Origin of the sequence: Flavobacterium soyangense (assembly GCF_015277675.1) — a bacterium.
Classification (GTDB): Bacteria; Bacteroidota; Bacteroidia; order Flavobacteriales; family Flavobacteriaceae; genus Flavobacterium; species Flavobacterium soyangense.
On the sequence record NZ_JADHEC010000003.1, the window covers coordinates 66,773 to 85,742 of the forward strand.

At 34.9% G+C, this 18,970-nt stretch carries 15 protein-coding genes; 10 read left to right on the forward strand and 5 right to left on the reverse strand.

Annotated features, from left to right (window positions below; translation table 11 throughout):
* Positions 1 to 6 precede the first annotated feature (6 nt).
* From kbl to IR213_RS02175, 3 genes are all read left to right on the forward strand, one after another.
* Positions 7 to 1,197, forward strand: coding sequence for a glycine C-acetyltransferase (kbl, locus tag IR213_RS02165; protein ID WP_194310674.1), 1,191 nt, complete (start codon positions 7 to 9; stop codon positions 1,195 to 1,197).
* 113 nt (positions 1,198 to 1,310) lie between these two features.
* Positions 1,311 to 2,774 carry an OmpA family protein gene (locus tag IR213_RS02170; protein WP_194310675.1) on the forward strand — a complete coding sequence of 488 codons (1,464 nt, stop codon included), beginning with the start codon at positions 1,311 to 1,313 and terminating at the stop codon, positions 2,772 to 2,774.
* Positions 2,775 to 2,840: 66 nt separating this feature from the next.
* The gene (locus IR213_RS02175; protein ID WP_194310676.1) at positions 2,841 to 5,603 is read left to right on the forward strand and encodes a PD-(D/E)XK nuclease family protein; all 2,763 of its coding nucleotides are present in this window, start codon (positions 2,841 to 2,843) and stop codon (positions 5,601 to 5,603) included.
* Positions 5,604 to 5,694: 91 nt separating this feature from the next.
* Here the strand turns inward: IR213_RS02175 and IR213_RS02180 are convergent, their stop codons facing one another.
* From IR213_RS02180 to IR213_RS02190, 3 genes are all read right to left on the reverse strand, one after another.
* On the reverse strand, positions 5,695 to 6,477 hold the full coding sequence (locus IR213_RS02180) for an alpha/beta fold hydrolase (protein ID WP_194310677.1): 783 nt from the start codon (positions 6,475 to 6,477) through the stop codon (positions 5,695 to 5,697).
* A gap of 113 nt (positions 6,478 to 6,590) precedes the next feature.
* Entirely contained in the window at positions 6,591 to 7,136 is a 546-nt protein-coding gene (locus IR213_RS02185) for a hypothetical protein (RefSeq protein WP_194310678.1), read from the reverse strand.
* 84 nt (positions 7,137 to 7,220) lie between these two features.
* Positions 7,221 to 8,513 (reverse strand): aminopeptidase P family protein, encoded by a 1,293-nt coding sequence (locus IR213_RS02190; protein WP_194310679.1) that lies wholly within the window; start codon positions 8,511 to 8,513, stop codon positions 7,221 to 7,223.
* Between the two features lie 329 nt (positions 8,514 to 8,842).
* Between IR213_RS02190 and IR213_RS02195 the strand changes: the two genes are divergently transcribed.
* From IR213_RS02195 to IR213_RS02215, 5 genes are all read left to right on the forward strand, one after another.
* Positions 8,843 to 9,511, forward strand: a complete 669-nt coding sequence (locus IR213_RS02195) for a succinate dehydrogenase cytochrome b subunit (protein ID WP_194310680.1) — start codon at positions 8,843 to 8,845, stop codon at positions 9,509 to 9,511.
* Between the two features lie 12 nt (positions 9,512 to 9,523).
* Positions 9,524 to 11,524 (forward strand): fumarate reductase/succinate dehydrogenase flavoprotein subunit, encoded by a 2,001-nt coding sequence (locus IR213_RS02200; RefSeq protein WP_194310681.1) that lies wholly within the window; start codon positions 9,524 to 9,526, stop codon positions 11,522 to 11,524.
* Positions 11,525 to 11,575: 51 nt separating this feature from the next.
* The gene (locus tag IR213_RS02205; RefSeq protein WP_317173105.1) at positions 11,576 to 11,842 is read left to right on the forward strand and encodes a four helix bundle protein; all 267 of its coding nucleotides are present in this window, start codon (positions 11,576 to 11,578) and stop codon (positions 11,840 to 11,842) included.
* Between the two features lie 138 nt (positions 11,843 to 11,980).
* Entirely contained in the window at positions 11,981 to 12,727 is a 747-nt protein-coding gene (locus IR213_RS02210; protein ID WP_194310682.1) for a succinate dehydrogenase/fumarate reductase iron-sulfur subunit, read from the forward strand.
* Between the two features lie 120 nt (positions 12,728 to 12,847).
* Positions 12,848 to 13,618 (forward strand): nitrilase family protein, encoded by a 771-nt coding sequence (locus IR213_RS02215; RefSeq protein WP_194310683.1) that lies wholly within the window; start codon positions 12,848 to 12,850, stop codon positions 13,616 to 13,618.
* Here IR213_RS02215 and IR213_RS02220 read toward each other — a convergent pair.
* Positions 13,604 to 15,265: an Ig-like domain-containing protein gene (locus IR213_RS02220; RefSeq protein WP_194310684.1), complete on the reverse strand. Its 1,662-nt coding sequence runs from the start codon at positions 15,263 to 15,265 to the stop codon at positions 13,604 to 13,606. The genes IR213_RS02215 and IR213_RS02220 overlap by 15 nt on opposite strands.
* A 124-nt stretch (positions 15,266 to 15,389) precedes the next feature.
* The gene (locus IR213_RS02225; RefSeq protein WP_194310685.1) at positions 15,390 to 16,073 is read right to left on the reverse strand and encodes a ComF family protein; all 684 of its coding nucleotides are present in this window, start codon (positions 16,071 to 16,073) and stop codon (positions 15,390 to 15,392) included.
* A gap of 96 nt (positions 16,074 to 16,169) precedes the next feature.
* On the opposite strand from IR213_RS02225, the gene IR213_RS02230 reads away from it, so the two are divergent.
* Complete coding sequence (locus IR213_RS02230; protein ID WP_194310686.1) at positions 16,170 to 17,711, forward strand: glycine--tRNA ligase; 1,542 nt, start codon at positions 16,170 to 16,172, stop codon at positions 17,709 to 17,711.
* 325 nt (positions 17,712 to 18,036) lie between these two features.
* Entirely contained in the window at positions 18,037 to 18,957 is a 921-nt protein-coding gene (locus IR213_RS02235; protein ID WP_194310687.1) for a LytR/AlgR family response regulator transcription factor, read from the forward strand.
* Positions 18,958 to 18,970: the final 13 nt, after the last annotated feature.

An 18,970-nucleotide genomic window follows, 5' to 3' on the forward strand; every position in this document is an offset into this window, starting at 1 on the left:
AAAAATATGTACGGAAAAATAAGAGAATATCTGCAAAATGAACTTCAAACCATTGAAGACGACGGAATTTTCAAGAAAGAAAGAATCATCACCTCGCCACAGGGAGCTGAAATCACTGTGAATGGAGAGACGGTTTTGAATTTTTGCGCCAATAATTATCTTGGATTGTCATCTCATCCCGAAGTGATCCAGGCGGCAAAAGACACGATGGATACGCACGGTTTTGGAATGTCATCCGTTCGGTTTATTTGTGGAACGCAGGATATTCATAAAACTTTAGAAAAAAAGATTTCTGATTTTTATGGAACTGAAGATACGATTTTGTACGCTGCGGCTTTTGATGCCAATGGAGGCGTTTTTGAACCTTTGTTAAATGAAAACGATGCAATAATTTCGGACAGTTTAAACCACGCTTCAATTATTGACGGAGTTCGCTTGTGTAAAGCGAATCGTTATCGATATGAAAATAGCAATATGGAAGATTTGGAACAACAATTAATAAAAGCCAATGAATCTGGTGTTCGTTTCAAACTTATTGTCACAGATGGTGTTTTCTCTATGGATGGCATTGTTGCTCCATTAGACAAAATATGTGATTTAGCTGATAAATATGATGCAATGGTGATGGTTGACGAATGTCACGCTGCTGGATTTATAGGCGCAACTGGAAAAGGAACTCTCGAGGCAAAAGGGGTAATGGGAAGAGTTGACATCATTACAGGAACATTAGGAAAAGCACTTGGCGGCGCGATGGGAGGTTACACCACGGCCAAAAAGGAAATTGTCGAAATACTGCGTCAACGCTCCAGGCCATATTTGTTTTCAAATTCATTGGCTCCGGCAATTGTTGGAGCTTCCATAAAGGTTTTTGAATTGTTGGAAAAAGATACAACACTTCGGGATAAATTGGAATGGAATACCAATTATTTCAAATCAGGAATGAAAAATGCTGGTTTTGATATTATTGACGGTGATTCTGCCATTGTTCCTGTGATGTTATATGATGCAAAATTAGCCCAGACTATGGCAAACGAACTTTTGAAGAAAGGAATCTATGTTATTGGCTTCTTTTTTCCAGTTGTGCCAAAGGATAAAGCAAGAATCAGGGTGCAACTTTCGGCCTCACACACAAAAGAACATTTGGATAAAGCGATTCAAGCTTTTGTGGAAGTTGGAATGAATCTAAATATTGTATAATTCACGCTTTTATAGGTTTTTGCGTGTTTTTTTTAACTTTTTATTTTGTAGTTAAAAAATTACGGATTACTTTTGTTTAAAATTAACTAAATCGTAATTAAACCAATTTAAGTATGAAACATCTAGACAAAATTTTATTTATTGTGATAATGGCAATGAGCTTAAGCTCATATGCGCAAGACAAAAACAACCAATGGGCACTCTCTTTTGGGGTAAATGCAGTTGATACTAAAACTAGTGCACGCGGAGGGAAAAATTCGCTAGACGCTCATGTTTCTCAAATATTCGCTGCTAAAGACAATTGGAACATTCTTCCTTCAATATCGTATATCGGTTTATCTAAATATGTAGGGGATAATTTTTCTTTTGGAATTCAGGGTTCTGTAAACAAAATAGACAAATTTGTTAGTTTTAATCCTACTGCTGTTGGTCATGATTCTCGTGGATATGTGGTTTCTAATCCAGGAGATTTAATGTATTATGGCATTGATGCCAGTGTTAAATACAGTTTTATGAGTTTAATTAAATCTAAAGTGATTGATCCTTCCTTACATCTTGGTGGAGGTTATACTTTCTTTGGAGACAATAGTTTCGGAACCATAAATCCAGGACTTGGTTTAACTTTTTGGTTTTCTGAAAATGTTGGGTTTTCATTAGAATCTACTTATAAGCATTCATTTGGTGATAGAGACAATGGTGATGTATCTACTCCAGTAGCACCTACTCATATTCAACATACAGCTGGTCTTACATTTAAATTTGGCGGGAAAGATACTGATGGAGATGGAATTTATGACAAAGACGATGCCTGTCCAGAAGTTGCAGGTTTAAAACAATTTAATGGTTGTCCTGATACTGATGGTGATGGAATCATTGACGGAAGCGATGCTTGTCCAACTGAGTTTGGTTTAGCTGCTTTGAACGGTTGTCCTGATAAAGATGGAGACGGAATTGCTGATAAAGATGATGCTTGTCCTGATACAGCAGGTTTAGCTAAATTCAAAGGTTGTCCTGATACTGATGGAGATGGTCTTGCTGATAAAGATGACAAATGTCCTACTGTAGCTGGTCCTATAAGTAATCAAGGTTGTCCAGTATTAGATGCTGACAAAGATGGTGTTCCAGATTTAGAAGATGATTGTCCTACTGTAGCTGGTCCTGCTAGCAATAAAGGATGTCCTGAAGTAACTCCAGAGGTCGTTGAAAGTCTTAAAATTCAAGCTAGATCGGTTTTCTTTAATACAGGTAAATCGACTTTCAAAGAGGGAGATGCTGCAACAATAGCAAGTTTAGATGCTATGAGAGAAATTCTTAAAAACTATCCAAATGCTAAATTTAGCATTGAAGGACATACAGATAGCGACGGTTCTAATGCATTCAATCAGAAACTTTCTGAAGACAGAGCTAATGCTGTTAGAAACGCTTTAATAGAGAAAGGAGTTAAATCTGAAAATTTAGCTGCTGTAGGTTTTGGTGAAACTAAGCCAATTGCTACAAACAAAACTAAAGCTGGTAAAGCTCAAAACAGAAGAACTGAAGTTAGACACATAGGTTCTATATACGAAGGTAAAATGTAATTTACTTTTAAATAAATAATTTTAAAAAGCCATTCTAAATTGAATGGCTTTTTTTATATTTATAGAATGACAAATACTTCTTTTTTAAATAGAATAGCAAAAGTTTTAATTGAAGACTATTCAGGAAAACTATCAAACACAACTGTTGTTTTGCCAAACAAGCGTGCCAAAATATTTCTGATTGAAGCTTTAAAAAAACAAGTTGAAACTAATATTGTATCTCCAGAGATTATTAGTATTGAAGAATTTATTCAAGATATAGCAAGTATTCGTGCTGTAGATCCAATAGAATTATTATTTGAATTCTATGAAGTTTATCTTTCGATTACCGAAAAAGTAAATCAACAATCGTTTGAATTATTTGCCAATTGGGCCAAAACACTTTTACAGGATTTCAACGAAATTGACCGCTACTTATTAGTGCCATCACACGTTCTTTCGTATCTAAAAGACATCGAAGACATTAAAAAATGGGGAATTGAAGTCGAAAATAAAACCCAATTACTCGAAAATTACATTGATTTTTGGAAACTGTTGCCCAATTATTATCAATCACTTTACAATCATTTACTCAACAAAGGGATAGGTTATCAGGGATTAATTTATCGGGAAGCAGTTAATAATCTTAATCATTTTTCGGATTCCATTAAAGAAAAACAATTTGTTTTTGCTGGGTTCAATGCACTTAATGCCGCCGAAGAAGGAATTATTCAGCATTTAATAGCATCTGATCAGGCTTCAATATACTGGGATGTAGATAAAACGTTTCTTAGTGACCCATTTCACGATGCAGGATTGTTTGTGCGACGGTTCAAAGAAAGTTGGAAACATTATAAATCCAGTCCTTTTGAATGGATTGTAGACGACTTTTCGCAATCTAAAAACATTCAAATTATTGGAACACCTAAAACAATTGGTCAAGCCAAAATTACTGGAAGCATCATTGAAAATATTATTAAGGATAATCCGAATGCCACATTAGACAAGGTTGCCGTTGTTCTCGGGGAAGAAAACCTTTTGGTGCCGCTTTTATATTCGTTACCATCAACTGTTGGAGCATTGAATATCACGATGGGTTATTCGAGCAAGAACAATCCGGCCCAGATTTTGATTGCGAAATTGTTCAAAATGCACACTAATGCCTTGGCAAGAAATGCCAAGAGTTATGTGTTATATTACAAAGACATTTTGGATATTTTAACACATCCTTTGGTGGAGCCTTTTGCCAAAACTAGTGTGTTAGTTGGTATTATCAATCAGAATAATTATACGTTTATTACTCATCATAAATTGTTGGAATTGAATCCAAATCCAAGTGATTTGTTTCTTTTATTATTCAAAAAATGGGAGACTGGTTCGATGGCGGTTTTGGAAACCATTTCTAATTTGTTACTAACGATTAAAACTAATTTAAGTAACGAAAACGAAGAAGAAAAAATCACCAAAGCCTTTGTTTATGCAATTTTCAAAGTTATTAATAAACTGATAAATTACTATTCGAAACATTTGCATATTGATAAAATCGAGACACTTTATGCCATTTACAAACAAGTAATTGATTTGGCCGAAGTTTCTTTTGAAGGAGAACCTTTGAATGGTTTGCAAATTATGGGGGTTTTGGAAAGCCGCGTTTTGGATTTCGAAACTGTTATTATCACATCAATGAATGAAGGTAAATTGCCTGCCGGGAAATCACAGAATTCGTTTATTCCGTATGATGTGAAAAGAGAATTAGGCTTGCCGACTTTCAAAGAAAAAGACGCCATTTATACCTATCATTTCTACCATTTATTGCAACGTGCCAAAAATATTTATTTGATTTATAACACCGAAAGTGAAGGTTTAGACGCTGGCGAAAAAAGTCGTTTTATCACTCAATTAGAAGTCGAAAGACAACCAAAACACCTATTGACCCACGAAATTTACAATGTGGTTTTGCCCGAAACTGCTTATCAGCCAATGGTGATTCCAAAATCGGAATTAGTGATGTTGCGATTAAAAGATATTGCCGATAAAGGTTTTTCGCCATCAGCATTAACGAGTTACATCAGGAATCCGATCGATTTTTATTTCCAAAAGATTTTACGCATCAGTGAAGTCGAAGAAGTTGAGGAAAATATCGCTTTAAATACTTTGGGAACCATCATTCACGAAACTTTAAAGGTTTTATACGAACCGTTTATTGGTAAGTTTTTGTCTGAAGCAGCTGTTTTAAGCTGTTTTAAATTGATGGATGATGAAGTTTTGAAACAATTCAAGCTCGTTTACAAAGAAGGTGAAATCAAGAAAGGGCGCAATCTTTTGGCTTTTGAAGTCGCTAAACGGAATGTTTTCAATTTCTTGAAGGTAGAATTGGAAAATATAAAAAAGGGAGATGCTATAAAAATTCTGGCATTAGAACAACGATTCGAACGAATATTGGAACATCCAAGTTTGCCATTTCCTGTAAAAATTGGTGGATCAGTGGATCGAATTGAAGAACGTAATGGAAACATTAGAATCATCGATTATAAAACCGGAAAAGTTGAAAAGACAAATGTCACATTAAAATCATGGAAAGGTTTGACTGAAGACATCAAAAACGATAAAATCATCCAAGTTTTGGCGTATGTTTTTATGTTCGAAAAAGAAGCAAACGGTAAGCCGATTGAAGCTGGAATTATCTCATTCAAAAACTTAAAATCTGGTTTTTTGCCTTTCAATTTTAAAGATGGGAAAGAAGGAAATGTAATTATTGGCGAAGAAATTTTGAATAATTATTTAGAACAAATGGTTTTGTTGTTGAATGAAATTCTAGATGTGAACATTTCTTTTGAGGAAAAGGTTTAACCGCAAAGTTCGCTAAGATTTCGCAAAGGACACAAAGAGAATTATAAGTAGTTTAGTTAAGAAAAAGATGTTTCTAATTTGAGGAGAAAATTTAAATCGCTTTAAAAAACGCTAATAAAACCTCTTTTAATTCTTCCTGATTTTCAATAGCACTCATGTGTCCGTCGGAGAAAGTGACTAGTTTTACGTCGGTATTTTCTATTTGCTCCAAAGATTCTGGGTAGATTAAAACAGGATCTTTTTTTCCGAGAATAAGCATTTTCGGGAAGGGAGTAAGATGCAATAAAACTTCGCGGTCTTTGCGGATTTTCATTCCTTCGAGTGAAGCAACAATTCCTTGTAAAGGCGTTTTTAGCGCTTCTAATTTTACGCTTTCGCTTTCGGCACTAAATTTTTCACGATTATCCGGGCTAAAAAGATTGGCAATCGAAAGCCGAATAAAACCCATATAATCTTTCTTTACGGCTTTTATGGCGCGATCTCTATTCTTTTTTCGTTCCTCGCTGTCGGCTTTTGAAGTCGAATTTAATAAAACCAACCCTTTTACATTGTCGGGATACAATTCGGCAAAAGCCAATGCCACGTAACCGCCCATAGAATGCCCAACAAAAATCGCTTTTCGGATTCGTAATTCCGATAAAACAGAATGAACTGCATCGGCGTTTTCCTCCATAGAATGCACATAACCTAAGCATCCTGATTCGCCGTGGCCCAACAAATCGATGGTGATGATGCGATGTCTTTTACATAATTCCGGGATCAATTCCTGCCACATTGTTTGGTTTTCAAGAAAGCCGTGAAGCAACACAATAGCGCCGCCTTTCCCAGAATCAGAATAGGAGATTTTCGTGTTTTTGTAGAGGATTTGATTCATAGTTGTAAACTTGAAGCAAAAATAAGGCTAAAATTTTTAAACCATATAAGTCATATAAGAAAAACTTATATGACTTATATGGTTTAAACTTAATACTCAAAACAGCAATTTGATTATTTATATGTTTTAGAGTTTGTCCTAATATAATTTACAAGTTCATTCAACATAGCATTGTTCATTTCTTCGGGCATATATGTTGTGCCAGCAGAAATCCCTATAACATTAGTCTTTAGTTTTCCTTCAACTTCAAACACTTTTCCTTTCGAAGGGTCGACTATAATTATTTGTCGAGTGTCTTTATCTGTGTTTGAAAGTGTTTGAGCTACAAAAATAAATTTTTTATAATCCTTAAAAATGAATTCTGCACCTTCTTTAGTATTTATGTTATATTTTGAAACGTCAAATCCTCCTTTTTTAATTTCTTTTTGAAACTCTTCAAAAGTCATAATTTGTGAAAAATAATTTATTTTTTCAAGTTCTTTTCTAAAATGGCCTCCAGGAATAATAACTAATTCTTTGAAGTTGTCTAAGTTAATTGTGTCATTTATGGTTACGTTCGCTTTGATTTTGGTTTTAAAAAGTTTGTTGATTACTTCTGAGTTTTGACCAAAGCTATTCAAGCCAATAAACAGCATTAAAAGGGAAAAAAGTCTTTTCATTTTATTTTTTTTGTAAATTTTTAAAAAACGGATTACATTGCTGCAAACCGTCTATTTTCTTTTCTCTATATTCTATCCTCTAAATCAAGAATTCATAAGTGTTTCAATTTCTTCAATTTCAATTGGAATATTGCGCATTAAGTTAAAAGGTTCTCCAGTTTTTTGAATTACCACATTATCTTCCAATCGGATTCCAAAACCTTCGGCGGGAATGTAGATTCCTGGCTCGACGGTAAAAACCATATTGGCTTTCATTGGCTCGGTCAAGATGCCGTAATCATGCGTGTCTAATCCCATATGGTGAGAAGTGCCGTGCATAAAATATTTTTTGTAAGCTGGCCAATCCGGGTTTTCGTTTTGCACATCGGCTTTGTCGATAAGTCCTAGACCAAGTAATTCCGAAGTCATTATTTTGCCCACTTCAAATTGATATTGTTTCCAAAGGGTTCCTGGCGTAAGCATTTTTGTTGCTTCATTTTTCACTCGAAGAACGGCATTGTAAACCGCTTTTTGTCGGTCGGAATAACGTCCGGAAACCGGAATAGTTCGCGTCATATCGCTGGAATAATTGGCATATTCAGCGGCAACGTCAAGCAAGATTAAATCACCGGCTTTACATTGTTGGTTGTTTTCGATGTAATGCAATACATTGGCATTGTTACCCGAAGCTATAATAGGAGTATAAGCAAAGCCTTTAGAACGATTTCGAACAAATTCGTGAATCAATTCGGCTTCGATTTCGTATTCGGTTACATTTGGTTTTACGAAAGAAAGAATTCTTTTAAAGCCTTTTTCGGTGATGTTGCAGGCATTTTGGATTAAATCCAATTCTTCCGTTTCTTTCACGGAACGAATGCGTTGCAAAATAGGATTGCTTTTAGCTACTTGATGGGCTGGATATTTGGCTTTCCACCATTTTACAAAACGGGCTTCGCGGGTTTCGGTTTCCACGGTGGCGCGATAATGCTCATTCGTATTGATATAAGCCGTTTCGCAATGGGTCATCATTTCGAACAAAACCTTTTCGAAATCCTGTAACCAATGCACGGTTTTTATTCCAGAAACTTCAAAAGCTCTGTCTTTGGTTAGTTTTTCGCCTTCCCAAATCGCAATGTGTTCGCTGGTTTCTTTCAAGAATAGCATTTCACGTTGGTTTTCATAGGGTGCATCGGGAAAAAGCAATAGAATACTTTCTTCTTGATCAACGCCGGATAAATAGAAAATATCGCGATGTTGTGCGAATGGTAAAGTGCTATCGGCAGAAACCGGATAAATATCATTCGAATTGAAAACCGCCACACTATTTGGCTTCATTTGAGCCGTGAATTTGGAGCGATTTTTTATAAAAAGTTGTCGGTCTATTTGATGGTATTTCATAACATTTAATTTTTAAACTTTGAGTACTCAAAAGTAAAAACTTTGGCAACAAAAAAGGAAGAATAGCAGCTTTAATTTTTATGCAGTTGATAAAATGTTTCAAATAAAATGACAATCCGATTTTTTCAATAAGCCTAGGCACAATACTAGCTCAAAAAAATACGTATTGAACAGTAACAATAAGGTAAAATGAAGTGGGTATAAAAGGTTCGTATTGTTTATCAAATAATTAACAGTCTATTAAGCATAATTAAACAAGAAAAGGTTGTGATTAAACTCAATTTGCTTTATTTTTGTGGCACTTTAAAAAATAATTTATTTTAATACTTATGGCAAAATCTGCAATATTGAAGTCGTCAATTGCTAAAAAAGTGGCAATGGCGCTTTCAGGACTTTTTTTGATTTCGTTTCTATCGCTTCACTTTTTTATTAATATGGTTTCAGTGTTTAGTGCCGATTCATTTAATGCGATGTCACATTTTATGGGTTACAATCCGTTAATTCAATTTGTTATGCAACCCGTTTTAATTGCCGGTGTTGTTTTTCATTTCGTTATGGGAATGGTTTTAGAACTTAAAAACCGAAAAGCTAGACCAATAGCTTACGTGAATTACAACGGAGCAGCAAATGCTTCTTGGGCTTCTAGAAATATGATTATTTCTGGATTAGTGGTTTTGGCATTTATCGGACTACATTTTTATGATTTTTGGGTTCAAGAAATTGTTTACAAATATGTAGATGTTAATTCAATCGAACCAACTAGATATTTTGAAGAGTTGAATCATAAATTCGAAAGTCCAATTCGTACTGGTTTGTATTGTGTGGCTTTCTTATTGTTGTCATTACACTTGTGGCACGGCTTCGGTTCATCATTTCAATCGGTAGGATTTAGCAATAAATACTCTAGATTTTTACAAAAAGTAGGATATGCTTTTGCAATAGTAGTTCCTTTTGGGTTCATTTTTATTGCATTATTTCATCATTTTAATCAAATTTAATATTCAATTATAATGGCATTAGATTCAAAAGTTCCTAGCGGTCCAATTTCGGACAAATGGACAAATTATAAAGATCATATTAATTTAGTAAATCCTGCTAACAAACGTAATATCGATATTATCGTTGTTGGCACTGGACTTGCTGGAGGTTCTGCTGCTGCAACATTGGCAGAATTAGGATATAACGTAAAAACTTTTTGCTTTCAAGATTCACCACGTCGCGCACACTCAATTGCGGCACAAGGAGGAATTAACGCTGCAAAAAATTATCAAGGCGACGGGGATTCCACTTTCCGTTTGTTTTATGATACTATAAAAGGAGGCGATTATCGTTCTCGTGAGGCTAACGTACACCGTTTGGCCGAAGTTTCTACTAATATAATTGACCAATGCGTGATGCAAGGTGTTCCATTGGCACGTGAATATGGTGGATTATTGGACAATCGTTCTTTTGGTGGAACATTGGTAGCCAGAACATTTTATGCCAAAGGTCAAACCGGACAACAATTATTATTAGGTGCTTATTCTGCCATGAACCGTCAAATAGGTCGTGGGAAAATAAAATCAAATACCCGTCACGAAATGCTGGATTTAGTATTGGTAGACGGAAAAGCTCGTGGCATTATCGCCCGTAACTTGGTTACTGGAGAAATCGAAAGACATTCAGCTCATGCTGTAGTTATTGCATCAGGTGGTTACGGAAATGTTTTCTTCCTTTCGACTTACGCAATGGGAAGTAATGCAACCGCAGCTTGGAAAATACATAAAAAAGGAGCGTTTTTTGCCAATCCTTGTTACACACAAATTCACCCAACCTGTATTCCTGTTTCTGGAGATCACCAATCGAAATTGACTTTGATGTCTGAATCATTGCGTAATGACGGTCGTATTTGGGTTCCTGCAAAACTCGAAGATGCCAAAGCGATTCGTGAAGGAAAGAAAAAACCAGCCGATTTAAAAGAAGAAGAAAGAGATTATTACTTGGAAAGAAGATACCCGTCTTTTGGAAATTTGGTGCCCCGTGATGTAGCTTCCCGTGCCGCAAAAGAAAGATGTGACGCCGGTTTTGGAGTAAACAAAACGGGTGAAGCTGTTTACTTGGATTTTGCTTCAGCGATACAACGTTACGGAAAAGAGCAAGCGTACATAAAAGGTTTAGATGCCAATGATGCCAAATTAATTATCGATTTAGGAGCAGCCGTTGTTGCTAATAAATACGGGAATTTGTTTCAAATGTATGAGAAAATCGTTGATGAAGATCCCTACAAAACCCCGATGATGATTTACCCCGCGGTACATTATACAATGGGTGGAACTTGGGTGGATTATAACTTACAAACCACGATTCCGGGTTGTTTCTCTATTGGAGAATCCAATTTCTCGGATCACGGTGCCAATAGATTAGGTGCTTCGGCATTGATGCAAGGTTTAGCCGATGGTTATTTTGTATTGCCATACACCATTGGAGATTATTTAGCTCCAGACATTAAAACAGGAACAATCTCTACCGATTTACCTGAATTTGTTGAAGCGGAGAAAAAAGTGAAAGACCAAATTGATAAATTCATCAATAATAACGGAACCCATTCTGTTGATTATTTCCACAAGAAATTAGGAAAAATCATGTGGAATAAAGTTGGTATGGCCCGTAATGCAAAAGGCTTAGCCGAAGCTATCGAAGAAATTGCCGCCTTGCGTGAAGAGTTTTATAAAGATGTGAAAGTACCTGGAACTGCGAATAGTTTTAATCAAGAATTAGAAAAAGCAGGTCGTGTTGCTGATTTCCTTGAATTAGGAGAATTGTTTGCCAAAGATGCTTTGCACCGTAATGAATCATGTGGAGGTCACTTCCGTGAAGAATACCAATCCGAAGAAGGAGAAGCACAACGTGACGATGAAAACTTTGCTTATGTTGCCGCATGGGAATATAAAGGAAAACCTAGTGATGCTGTTTTACACAAAGAACCATTGGTATTTGAAAACATTAAATTAGTAACTCGTAGTTATAAATAGTCTTTAGGCAAGAGCCATCAGTCAAAAGTTAATTAGTCAAAAAATAGAAATATGAGTGATTTTAAATCCTATAAAGATTTATTGATTTGGCAAAAAGGCATTTTACTTGTAAAAACAATTTATATTAATTTAGAAAGTTTCCCAAAAGATGAAATCTTTGGTTTACAAAGTCAAATAAAAAGAGCTGCGGTTTCAATTCCTTCAAATATAGCCGAAGGCTGGGGAAGAAGTTCAACGATAAGTTATATTCATTTTTTGAAAATCGCAAGAGGTTCGTTATTTGAATTAGAAACGCAAATCATTATTGCAAAGAGTTGAAATTTATAAGTGAATTGAAATTTGACGAAATAACACAAATAATAACAGAAGAAAGTAAAATGTTAAACGCCTTTATAAAGTCATTGAGCAAATAATACAACTTTTGCCTTTTGCCTTATGGCCAATAAACTAAATATTATGAAACTTACATTACAAATATGGCGTCAAAAAGATGCCAAAGCAGCCGGAAAAATAGTTGAATATCCACTAGACGGAATCGAAGGCGATATGTCTTTCCTTGAGATGCTCGATGTTCTTAACGAACAACTGATCAATAAAGGAGACGAGCCAGTATCTTTTGACCACGATTGTCGCGAAGGGATTTGCGGAACTTGTTCTTTGTTCATCAACGGAGAGGCGCATGGACCGGACAGGGGAATACCAACCTGCCAATTGCACATGAGAATGTTCAAGGATGGCGATACCATTTTTATCGAACCCTTTAGAGCAGCCGCTTTTCCGGTAATCAAAGATTTGGTTGTTGACAGAAGCGCTTTTGACAGGATACAACACGCTGGTGGGTTTGTGTCAGTAAATACTTCCGGAAATCCGGTTGATGCCAATACTATTCCAATTCCAAAACACGATGCAGACAGAGCCTTTGATGCTGCAACTTGTATTGGTTGTGGTGCTTGTGTTGCGACTTGTAAAAACTCATCGGCAATGTTATTTGTTGCTGCAAAAGTTTCTCAATATGCATTATTGCCACAAGGAAGAGTGGAAGCGGCTGATCGAGTTTTAAATATGGTAAAACAAATGGATGCTGAAGGTTTCGGAAACTGTACCAATACAGGAGCTTGCGAAGTGGAATGCCCTAAAGGAATTTCTTTGGAAAACATTGCTCGTATGAACAGAGAATATTTATCTGCAAGTATGAAAGGATAAAAATATTCACAGAATATACAAAAACGCATTCATGATTTGGATGCGTTTTTTTGTTACAACCAAATTTAAAATCGTGCTTATCTGTGTCATCTGTGTGTCATTTTTTAGTAATTTTATGAAATGAAAGTGGCACTGATCCAATCGTCGTTATCCTGGGAAAACCCAACTGCCAATCGAAACTATTTCGAAGAAAAAATCTATGCCATTACCGAAAAAGTAGATTTGATCGTGCTTCCAGAAATGTTCACGACGGGTTTTACGATGAATCCTTCTGCGGTTGCCGAAACGATGCAAGGCGAAACAATATTGTGGCTTCAATCTTTGGCGAAAGCCAAGAATAATGCCATCACAGGAAGCATAGTTATCACTGAAAACGGCAATTTTTATAACCGTTTAGTATTCGTTTTTCCGTCAGGCGAAATACAATTTTATGACAAACGCCATTTATTTACTTTGGCAGGAGAAGATAAAGTATATAATTCTGGAAAACAAAAATTGATTGTGGATTATCTAGGTTGGAAAATTTGTCCGCTCGTATGTTACGATTTGCGTTTTCCGGTTTTTACCCGAAATGTCGAAGATTATGATGTTTTGATTTATGTTGCCAATTGGCCAAAAGTACGCACAAATGTCTGGGATATTTTAATAAAAGCACGCTCGGTCGAAAATATGTGTTATACTATTGGCGTGAATAGAATAGGATTTGATAACAATAATTTTGAACACGTTGGACATTCGCAAGTGGTTGATTGTCTCGGAAATTATGTTCTGGAACCACAAGAAACAGAAGGCGTATTCATAGTTGAATTAAACAAGGAAAAACTTTTTGAAACCAGAAAAAAACTAGGATTTCTTAACGATAGAGATATATTTGAATTAAAAACCAATTGATTTATCTTTCTTTTTTTTGTCTACTTTCTTTTTGGGTTCTGGTGTGTAAGGAATACTCACGTCAAAAACTTGTTCCACATCCCAATTTGCCCGAACGTCAATTCCTTTCGAAAAATAGATCACTTCCTCGGCTTGGTGTTTTTCTAGATAATTTCCAGAATCCCATATCTTATTTTTGTTGTCGTCATAAATCAAACGAAGCCAAAACAATGTTGGGTCAACCAAATTAAATTCAATTTTAGCATTATTTTCTGAATATTCAGAAGCCAAAACATCTCCTTTTTCATTCGTCAGTTCAACAATTAAAGGAAAGCGTTTTGCGTTTTTTAAAGTCACTATAAGGTTTCCATAATCAGCAAAACTCTTTGTATTCAGGGTATAAATAATTTTTTCATTCGATTTTCCCAAATAATCGGTAAAGGCACCTGGCATAATCTCGAAAGTATATTTTTCAGAAGGCTCCTTTTTAAAATCAAAATACAGTCGTTGATTAAAATCATCATATTCAGTTTTAAAATCTACCAAAACGGAATCTTTATTGATGAGTTTTATTTTTGAATTGTCAAATTTAGTCAATGGCGTAGCACTTTCTAAAGTAAACCGTTCCCTAAAATTCAAGAAACTAGTTTGTACTGCACTAATATTTAAGGTGTCTTTTTTCTGAGTTTTAATTTTAAAGGCAAATTTTTCTTTGTATTTATCCTTGCCCACAGCTAATGAAAGTGAATCTACTTTCAAGGGTTTAAACCAAACTTGAAGTGAATCTTTTTTTGGAAACTTAGTAATAATTGTTGGTAGTATTTCGGCTCCGTTTTTTAAAGTAATTTTCACGTCATTTGTTTTCCCTTCAAAAGGCAAAATCAATTTGTTTCCTGAAGTCTGTATAGGCTTGTAAGCTTTAAAAGGAAGCACTTCCTTGAATAATTTCAATTCATAAGTTGTATCATTTGGAATTGTAATAAACTCCTTTTTAAACCCGATTTTGTCTTTTTTGGGATTGAATTTATTGTTAGAATTGTAATCTTTCATTGCCACCAAAAGATATTTCCCGGCTTTTAGATTTTCTAATTTAAAAGTTTTCAAACTGTCTAAAGTATTAGTGATATATCTTGGAGTTTGATTGTAAACCACAGAATCCTTAAATTTATCATTCACATCATAAAGCATTACAGAAACAAATGATTCCACTTCTTTATTGTACGCATCTTTCACGCTTCCGCTAAGGGTTAAAGAATCTATATTTTCACCAGTCGAAAACACATATTTAAACTGATTATACGGATTTCCTTCGTTATTATCCTCAATACTTTGTCCAAAATTGAAACTATAAGTTGTATTGGGTTTTAAGGTATCGTTTATTTTTATAGTAAGGTATTTGCTTGTGGTAGTAGGTAAAATTAAAGGTTCGTTCTTCATTGGCGGCGAAATAATCAATTGCTTTTTCAAGTCCTTCAGCTTGATGTATTCATCAAAAGTTAATTTAATTTCGTTTCCTTTAAAATTAGTACTGAAATTTTTCGGAAAACTCATCTTCAAAACCGGAGCAATAGTGTCCTTTAAACCGCCAGTAATACTTCCTCTTTTGGCACAGCCAACCATTGTCAATACAAGTAAAAGTAGAATATATTTAAAGTTGTTTTTTAACATAATGAGTCATAATTAAGAAGCTACAAAATAACAATTATATTCGCTGTAAACGAAATGTTTTTTATAACAATTTTTAGACCTGACAGGTTTTAAAAACCTGTCAGGTCTGGTTTTCTGCAACTAATCAAGAATGTGCCATGGCCATGCAAACAATACTAATTTTTGCTCCAGGGATTTTCAGTAATGCGTGCGAACAGGCTTCTAGAGTTGAACCAGTCGTTATTACATCATCTATCAACAAAAAATGTTTGTTATGGTCTTTTTCGGTAAAAACAACATCAAAAATAGTGTCGATTCCATCACTTCGATTCAATAGGGTTTTCTTGGACTGCGTTTTGGAATAAATATTCCGAACCAATATATTTGAATTATAGGCAATATTTAAACCTTCGGAAAGCGTAGTTCCAAAATTAGTTACTTGATTGTATCCCCTTTCTCTTAGTTTCCTTTTGTGCAAAGGCACCGGAATTATTTCATCGACAGATTGGATTATTTTTGAATCTTTTAAATCTTCGGTATACCATTCACCCAGAACAGTTCCAATTTCTTCTTGTCCTTTGTATTTCAGGTTGTGAATTAATTCCTGTACAATTCCCTTTTTGTGAAAATACAACAATGCCGAAGTGTATTCAACTGGAATTCTCCCGTAAAATTTTTTGAAAGCTTCGTTTTCAGGATTCAAATGATGATTGGTTAATGGAATATTGTGCCGGCAAAGCGTGCAAATCACATTTTCATTCGACAATAAAAACGAATGACAACCAGCACAAACGGGTGGAAAAAATAGATTGATAATATTTTTGAACATAAAAAGCCAATTTGTTTATAAAAATAGGGAAATCAATGCTTCAAACTTCAAGAAATTCCTTTTTTTTAAGTTCACTTTTTATATTTTTGCATCATTATGGCAAAACAAGAAGATTTATTCAAAAATGTAGTTTCGCACGCAAAGGAATATGGATTTATTTTTCCGTCAAGCGAAATATACGATGGTTTAAGTGCAGTCTATGATTATGCACAAAATGGAGTCGAATTAAAAAAGAATATACGCGAATATTGGTGGAAATCGATGGTTCAAATGAACGATAACATCGTTGGACTCGATGCGGCAATATTGATGCATCCCACGACTTGGAAGGCTTCCGGTCACGTTGACGCTTTTAATGACCCATTAATTGACAACAAGGATTCCAAAAAAAGATACCGTGCTGATGTTTTAATTGAGGATTATGCCGAAAAACTAAATCTGAAAGCCAAAAAAGAGATTGAAAAAGCCAAATCACGTTTTGGAGATGCTTTCAATGAACAAGAATTCATTACTACTAATACTAGAGTGGTAGAATATCTTGCTAAAGAAAGAGAAATTCTAGAAAGAATGGGGCGTTCTTTAGGAAACGGCGATTTAGAAGATGTAAAAGCATTAATCGAAGAACTTGAAATTGCCGATCCTGAAACAGGTTCTAGAAACTGGACTGAAGTGCGTCAATTTAACTTGATGTTCGGTACAAAATTAGGTGCTTCTGCTGATACGGCGATGGATTTATACTTGCGTCCGGAAACGGCACAAGGTATTTTCGTCAATTTCTTGAATGTTCAAAAATCTGGAAGAATGAAAATTCCTTTTGGAATTGCACAAACGGGAAAAGCGTTTAGAAATGAAATCGTTGCGAGACAATTTATTTTCCGTATGCGTGAATTTGAACAAATGGAAATGCAATTTTTTGTAAAACCAGGCGAAGAAATGCAATGGTATGAACATTGGAAAACTGCTCGTTTGAACTGGCATTTATCACTTGGTTTAGGAGCAGCAAATTATCGTTTTCATGATCACGAAAAGTTAGCGCATTATGCCAATGCAGCTGCCGATATAGAGTTTAATTTCCCTTTTGGATTCAAGGAATTAGAAGGAATTCACTCTCGTACGGATTTCGATTTGAAAGCCCACGAAAAGTTCTCAGGTAAAAAGATGCAATATTTCGACACCGAAACCAATGCAAATTATACACCTTACGTTGTAGAAACTTCGGTAGGATTAGACAGAATGTTCTTAGCCGTTTTTGCCACGTCTTTAAAAGAAGAAACGCTGGAAGATGGTTCTACAAGAACTGTTTTGCAATTACCATCGGTGCTTGCGCCAACAAAAGCAGCCGTTTTGCCATTGGTAAAAAAAGACGGATTGCCTGATATTGCACATAAAATCATCGAAGATTTGCGTTGGGATTTCAATGTGGCCTATGACGAAAAAGACGCTGTAGGAAGACGTTACAGAAGACAAGATGCGTTGGGAACTCCATTTTGTATCACGGTGGATCATCAAACTATCGAAGACCAAACGGTTACGATTCGTCATAGAGATTCAATGAAACAAGATCGCGTAAAAATTACTGATTTGAAATCAATTATCGAAAATGAAGTTTCGATGAAAAACTGGTTGATGAAAATGTAATCGTAAGATTCAATTATATAAAGAAAGGCTTCTCAATCGAGAAGCCTTTCTGATTTTAAAAGCTGTTTAATTCAGTTGTTCTCTGCATTTTATCGGATTTATTTGCACTTTATTTTAATGTATTAACATTTGTTAATAAAATATTAACAACATATGTGAAAAATGCTGCAAATGTTTATTTTTAGCTTGTTAAATAAGGTTTTTTATTAAAAAACGGAAGATTTTGTTTAATTAGTTTCCCAAAACTACCTATATTACTTAATATTTTAAAGTGTTTCGCTTTGAACGTCTAATGTTATGCCTAACAAAATAGGACAAAACATTGATGAATTACCCGTACATTATTATTGACGACAATCAAGAAAGTGTTTTGAAAACTAAAGCAATTGCTGATGGTTTCTCGGAGCTTGTCTTTGTGGCATCGGCTAATAACTACTCGAACGGTTTAAATCTAATATTAGAACACTCTCCAAAACTAATTTTTCTCGAAATTGATCCTGCTGATAAGGAAAGTAATTTATCATTGGCACTTATCAATGAACTATACAGGTATTTGAAGGTAATTCCGAAAATTATAATAACTACTTCTAAAAAAGATTTGGCTTTTGAAGTCATTCAATACGAAGTAGCCGATTATATGATAAAGCCATTGGTGCGTATTGATTTTATAAAATCAATTTTAAAAATAAAGAAAGCGATTGGTGAAGATGCTGTCTTTATGGTTCAAAAACCAGCTTTTAATGATTCTCAAAAACTTATTGAAGAACAACCGCAATCTTCGGATGATTTGCAAGAACCTATAGCAAAAGAAACTCCGGTTCTCAATGAAACTCCAGTGCTTTTAGAAGAACAAATTCCAGAAAATTTTGTACAACAAGTAGTTCCAATGGTGGAGCAACCGCTAATATTATGTATCAAATCGTATGGTGATTATAGATACATTGATGCTAATGATATTTGCTATTTTCAGGCCGATAATAATTCAACAGACATACACTTAAATAATGGGGAAATGGTTACGGCTTTCAAAACACTGAAACATTTTGAAGGTATATTGTCTTCTCCTTTTACCAGAATTCATAACAGTTATATTGTAAACCGCAATTACATTTCCAGAATTCATACCGGAAATGCGGTATGTTATATTAAAAACACCACTACAAAAATCCCGTTTTCCAAATCTTACAAGGAAAATATCGACGGTATTATCACTGATTTTGCTAATGGCAATTATTTGGAGATTTAAAAAATATCCATCC

What these genes read in the sequence shown, in the direction of transcription:
- kbl (WP_194310674.1), top strand. Translation starts at nt 7, where the DNA reads ATGTACGGAAAAATAAGAGAATATCTGCAAAATGAACTTCAAACCATT.
- IR213_RS02170 (WP_194310675.1), top strand. Translation starts at nt 1,311, where the DNA reads ATGAAACATCTAGACAAAATTTTATTTATTGTGATAATGGCAATGAGC.
- IR213_RS02175 (WP_194310676.1), top strand. Translation starts at nt 2,841, where the DNA reads ATGACAAATACTTCTTTTTTAAATAGAATAGCAAAAGTTTTAATTGAA.
- IR213_RS02180 (WP_194310677.1), bottom strand. Translation starts at nt 6,477, where the DNA reads ATGAATCAAATCCTCTACAAAAACACGAAAATCTCCTATTCTGATTCT.
- IR213_RS02185 (WP_194310678.1), bottom strand. Translation starts at nt 7,136, where the DNA reads ATGAAAAGACTTTTTTCCCTTTTAATGCTGTTTATTGGCTTGAATAGC.
- IR213_RS02190 (WP_194310679.1), bottom strand. Translation starts at nt 8,513, where the DNA reads ATGAAATACCATCAAATAGACCGACAACTTTTTATAAAAAATCGCTCC.
- IR213_RS02195 (WP_194310680.1), top strand. Translation starts at nt 8,843, where the DNA reads ATGGCAAAATCTGCAATATTGAAGTCGTCAATTGCTAAAAAAGTGGCA.
- IR213_RS02200 (WP_194310681.1), top strand. Translation starts at nt 9,524, where the DNA reads ATGGCATTAGATTCAAAAGTTCCTAGCGGTCCAATTTCGGACAAATGG.
- IR213_RS02205 (WP_317173105.1), top strand. Translation starts at nt 11,576, where the DNA reads ATGAGTGATTTTAAATCCTATAAAGATTTATTGATTTGGCAAAAAGGC.
- IR213_RS02210 (WP_194310682.1), top strand. Translation starts at nt 11,981, where the DNA reads ATGAAACTTACATTACAAATATGGCGTCAAAAAGATGCCAAAGCAGCC.
- IR213_RS02215 (WP_194310683.1), top strand. Translation starts at nt 12,848, where the DNA reads ATGAAAGTGGCACTGATCCAATCGTCGTTATCCTGGGAAAACCCAACT.
- IR213_RS02220 (WP_194310684.1), bottom strand. Translation starts at nt 15,265, where the DNA reads ATGTTAAAAAACAACTTTAAATATATTCTACTTTTACTTGTATTGACA.
- IR213_RS02225 (WP_194310685.1), bottom strand. Translation starts at nt 16,073, where the DNA reads ATGTTCAAAAATATTATCAATCTATTTTTTCCACCCGTTTGTGCTGGT.
- IR213_RS02230 (WP_194310686.1), top strand. Translation starts at nt 16,170, where the DNA reads ATGGCAAAACAAGAAGATTTATTCAAAAATGTAGTTTCGCACGCAAAG.
- IR213_RS02235 (WP_194310687.1), top strand. Translation starts at nt 18,037, where the DNA reads ATGAATTACCCGTACATTATTATTGACGACAATCAAGAAAGTGTTTTG.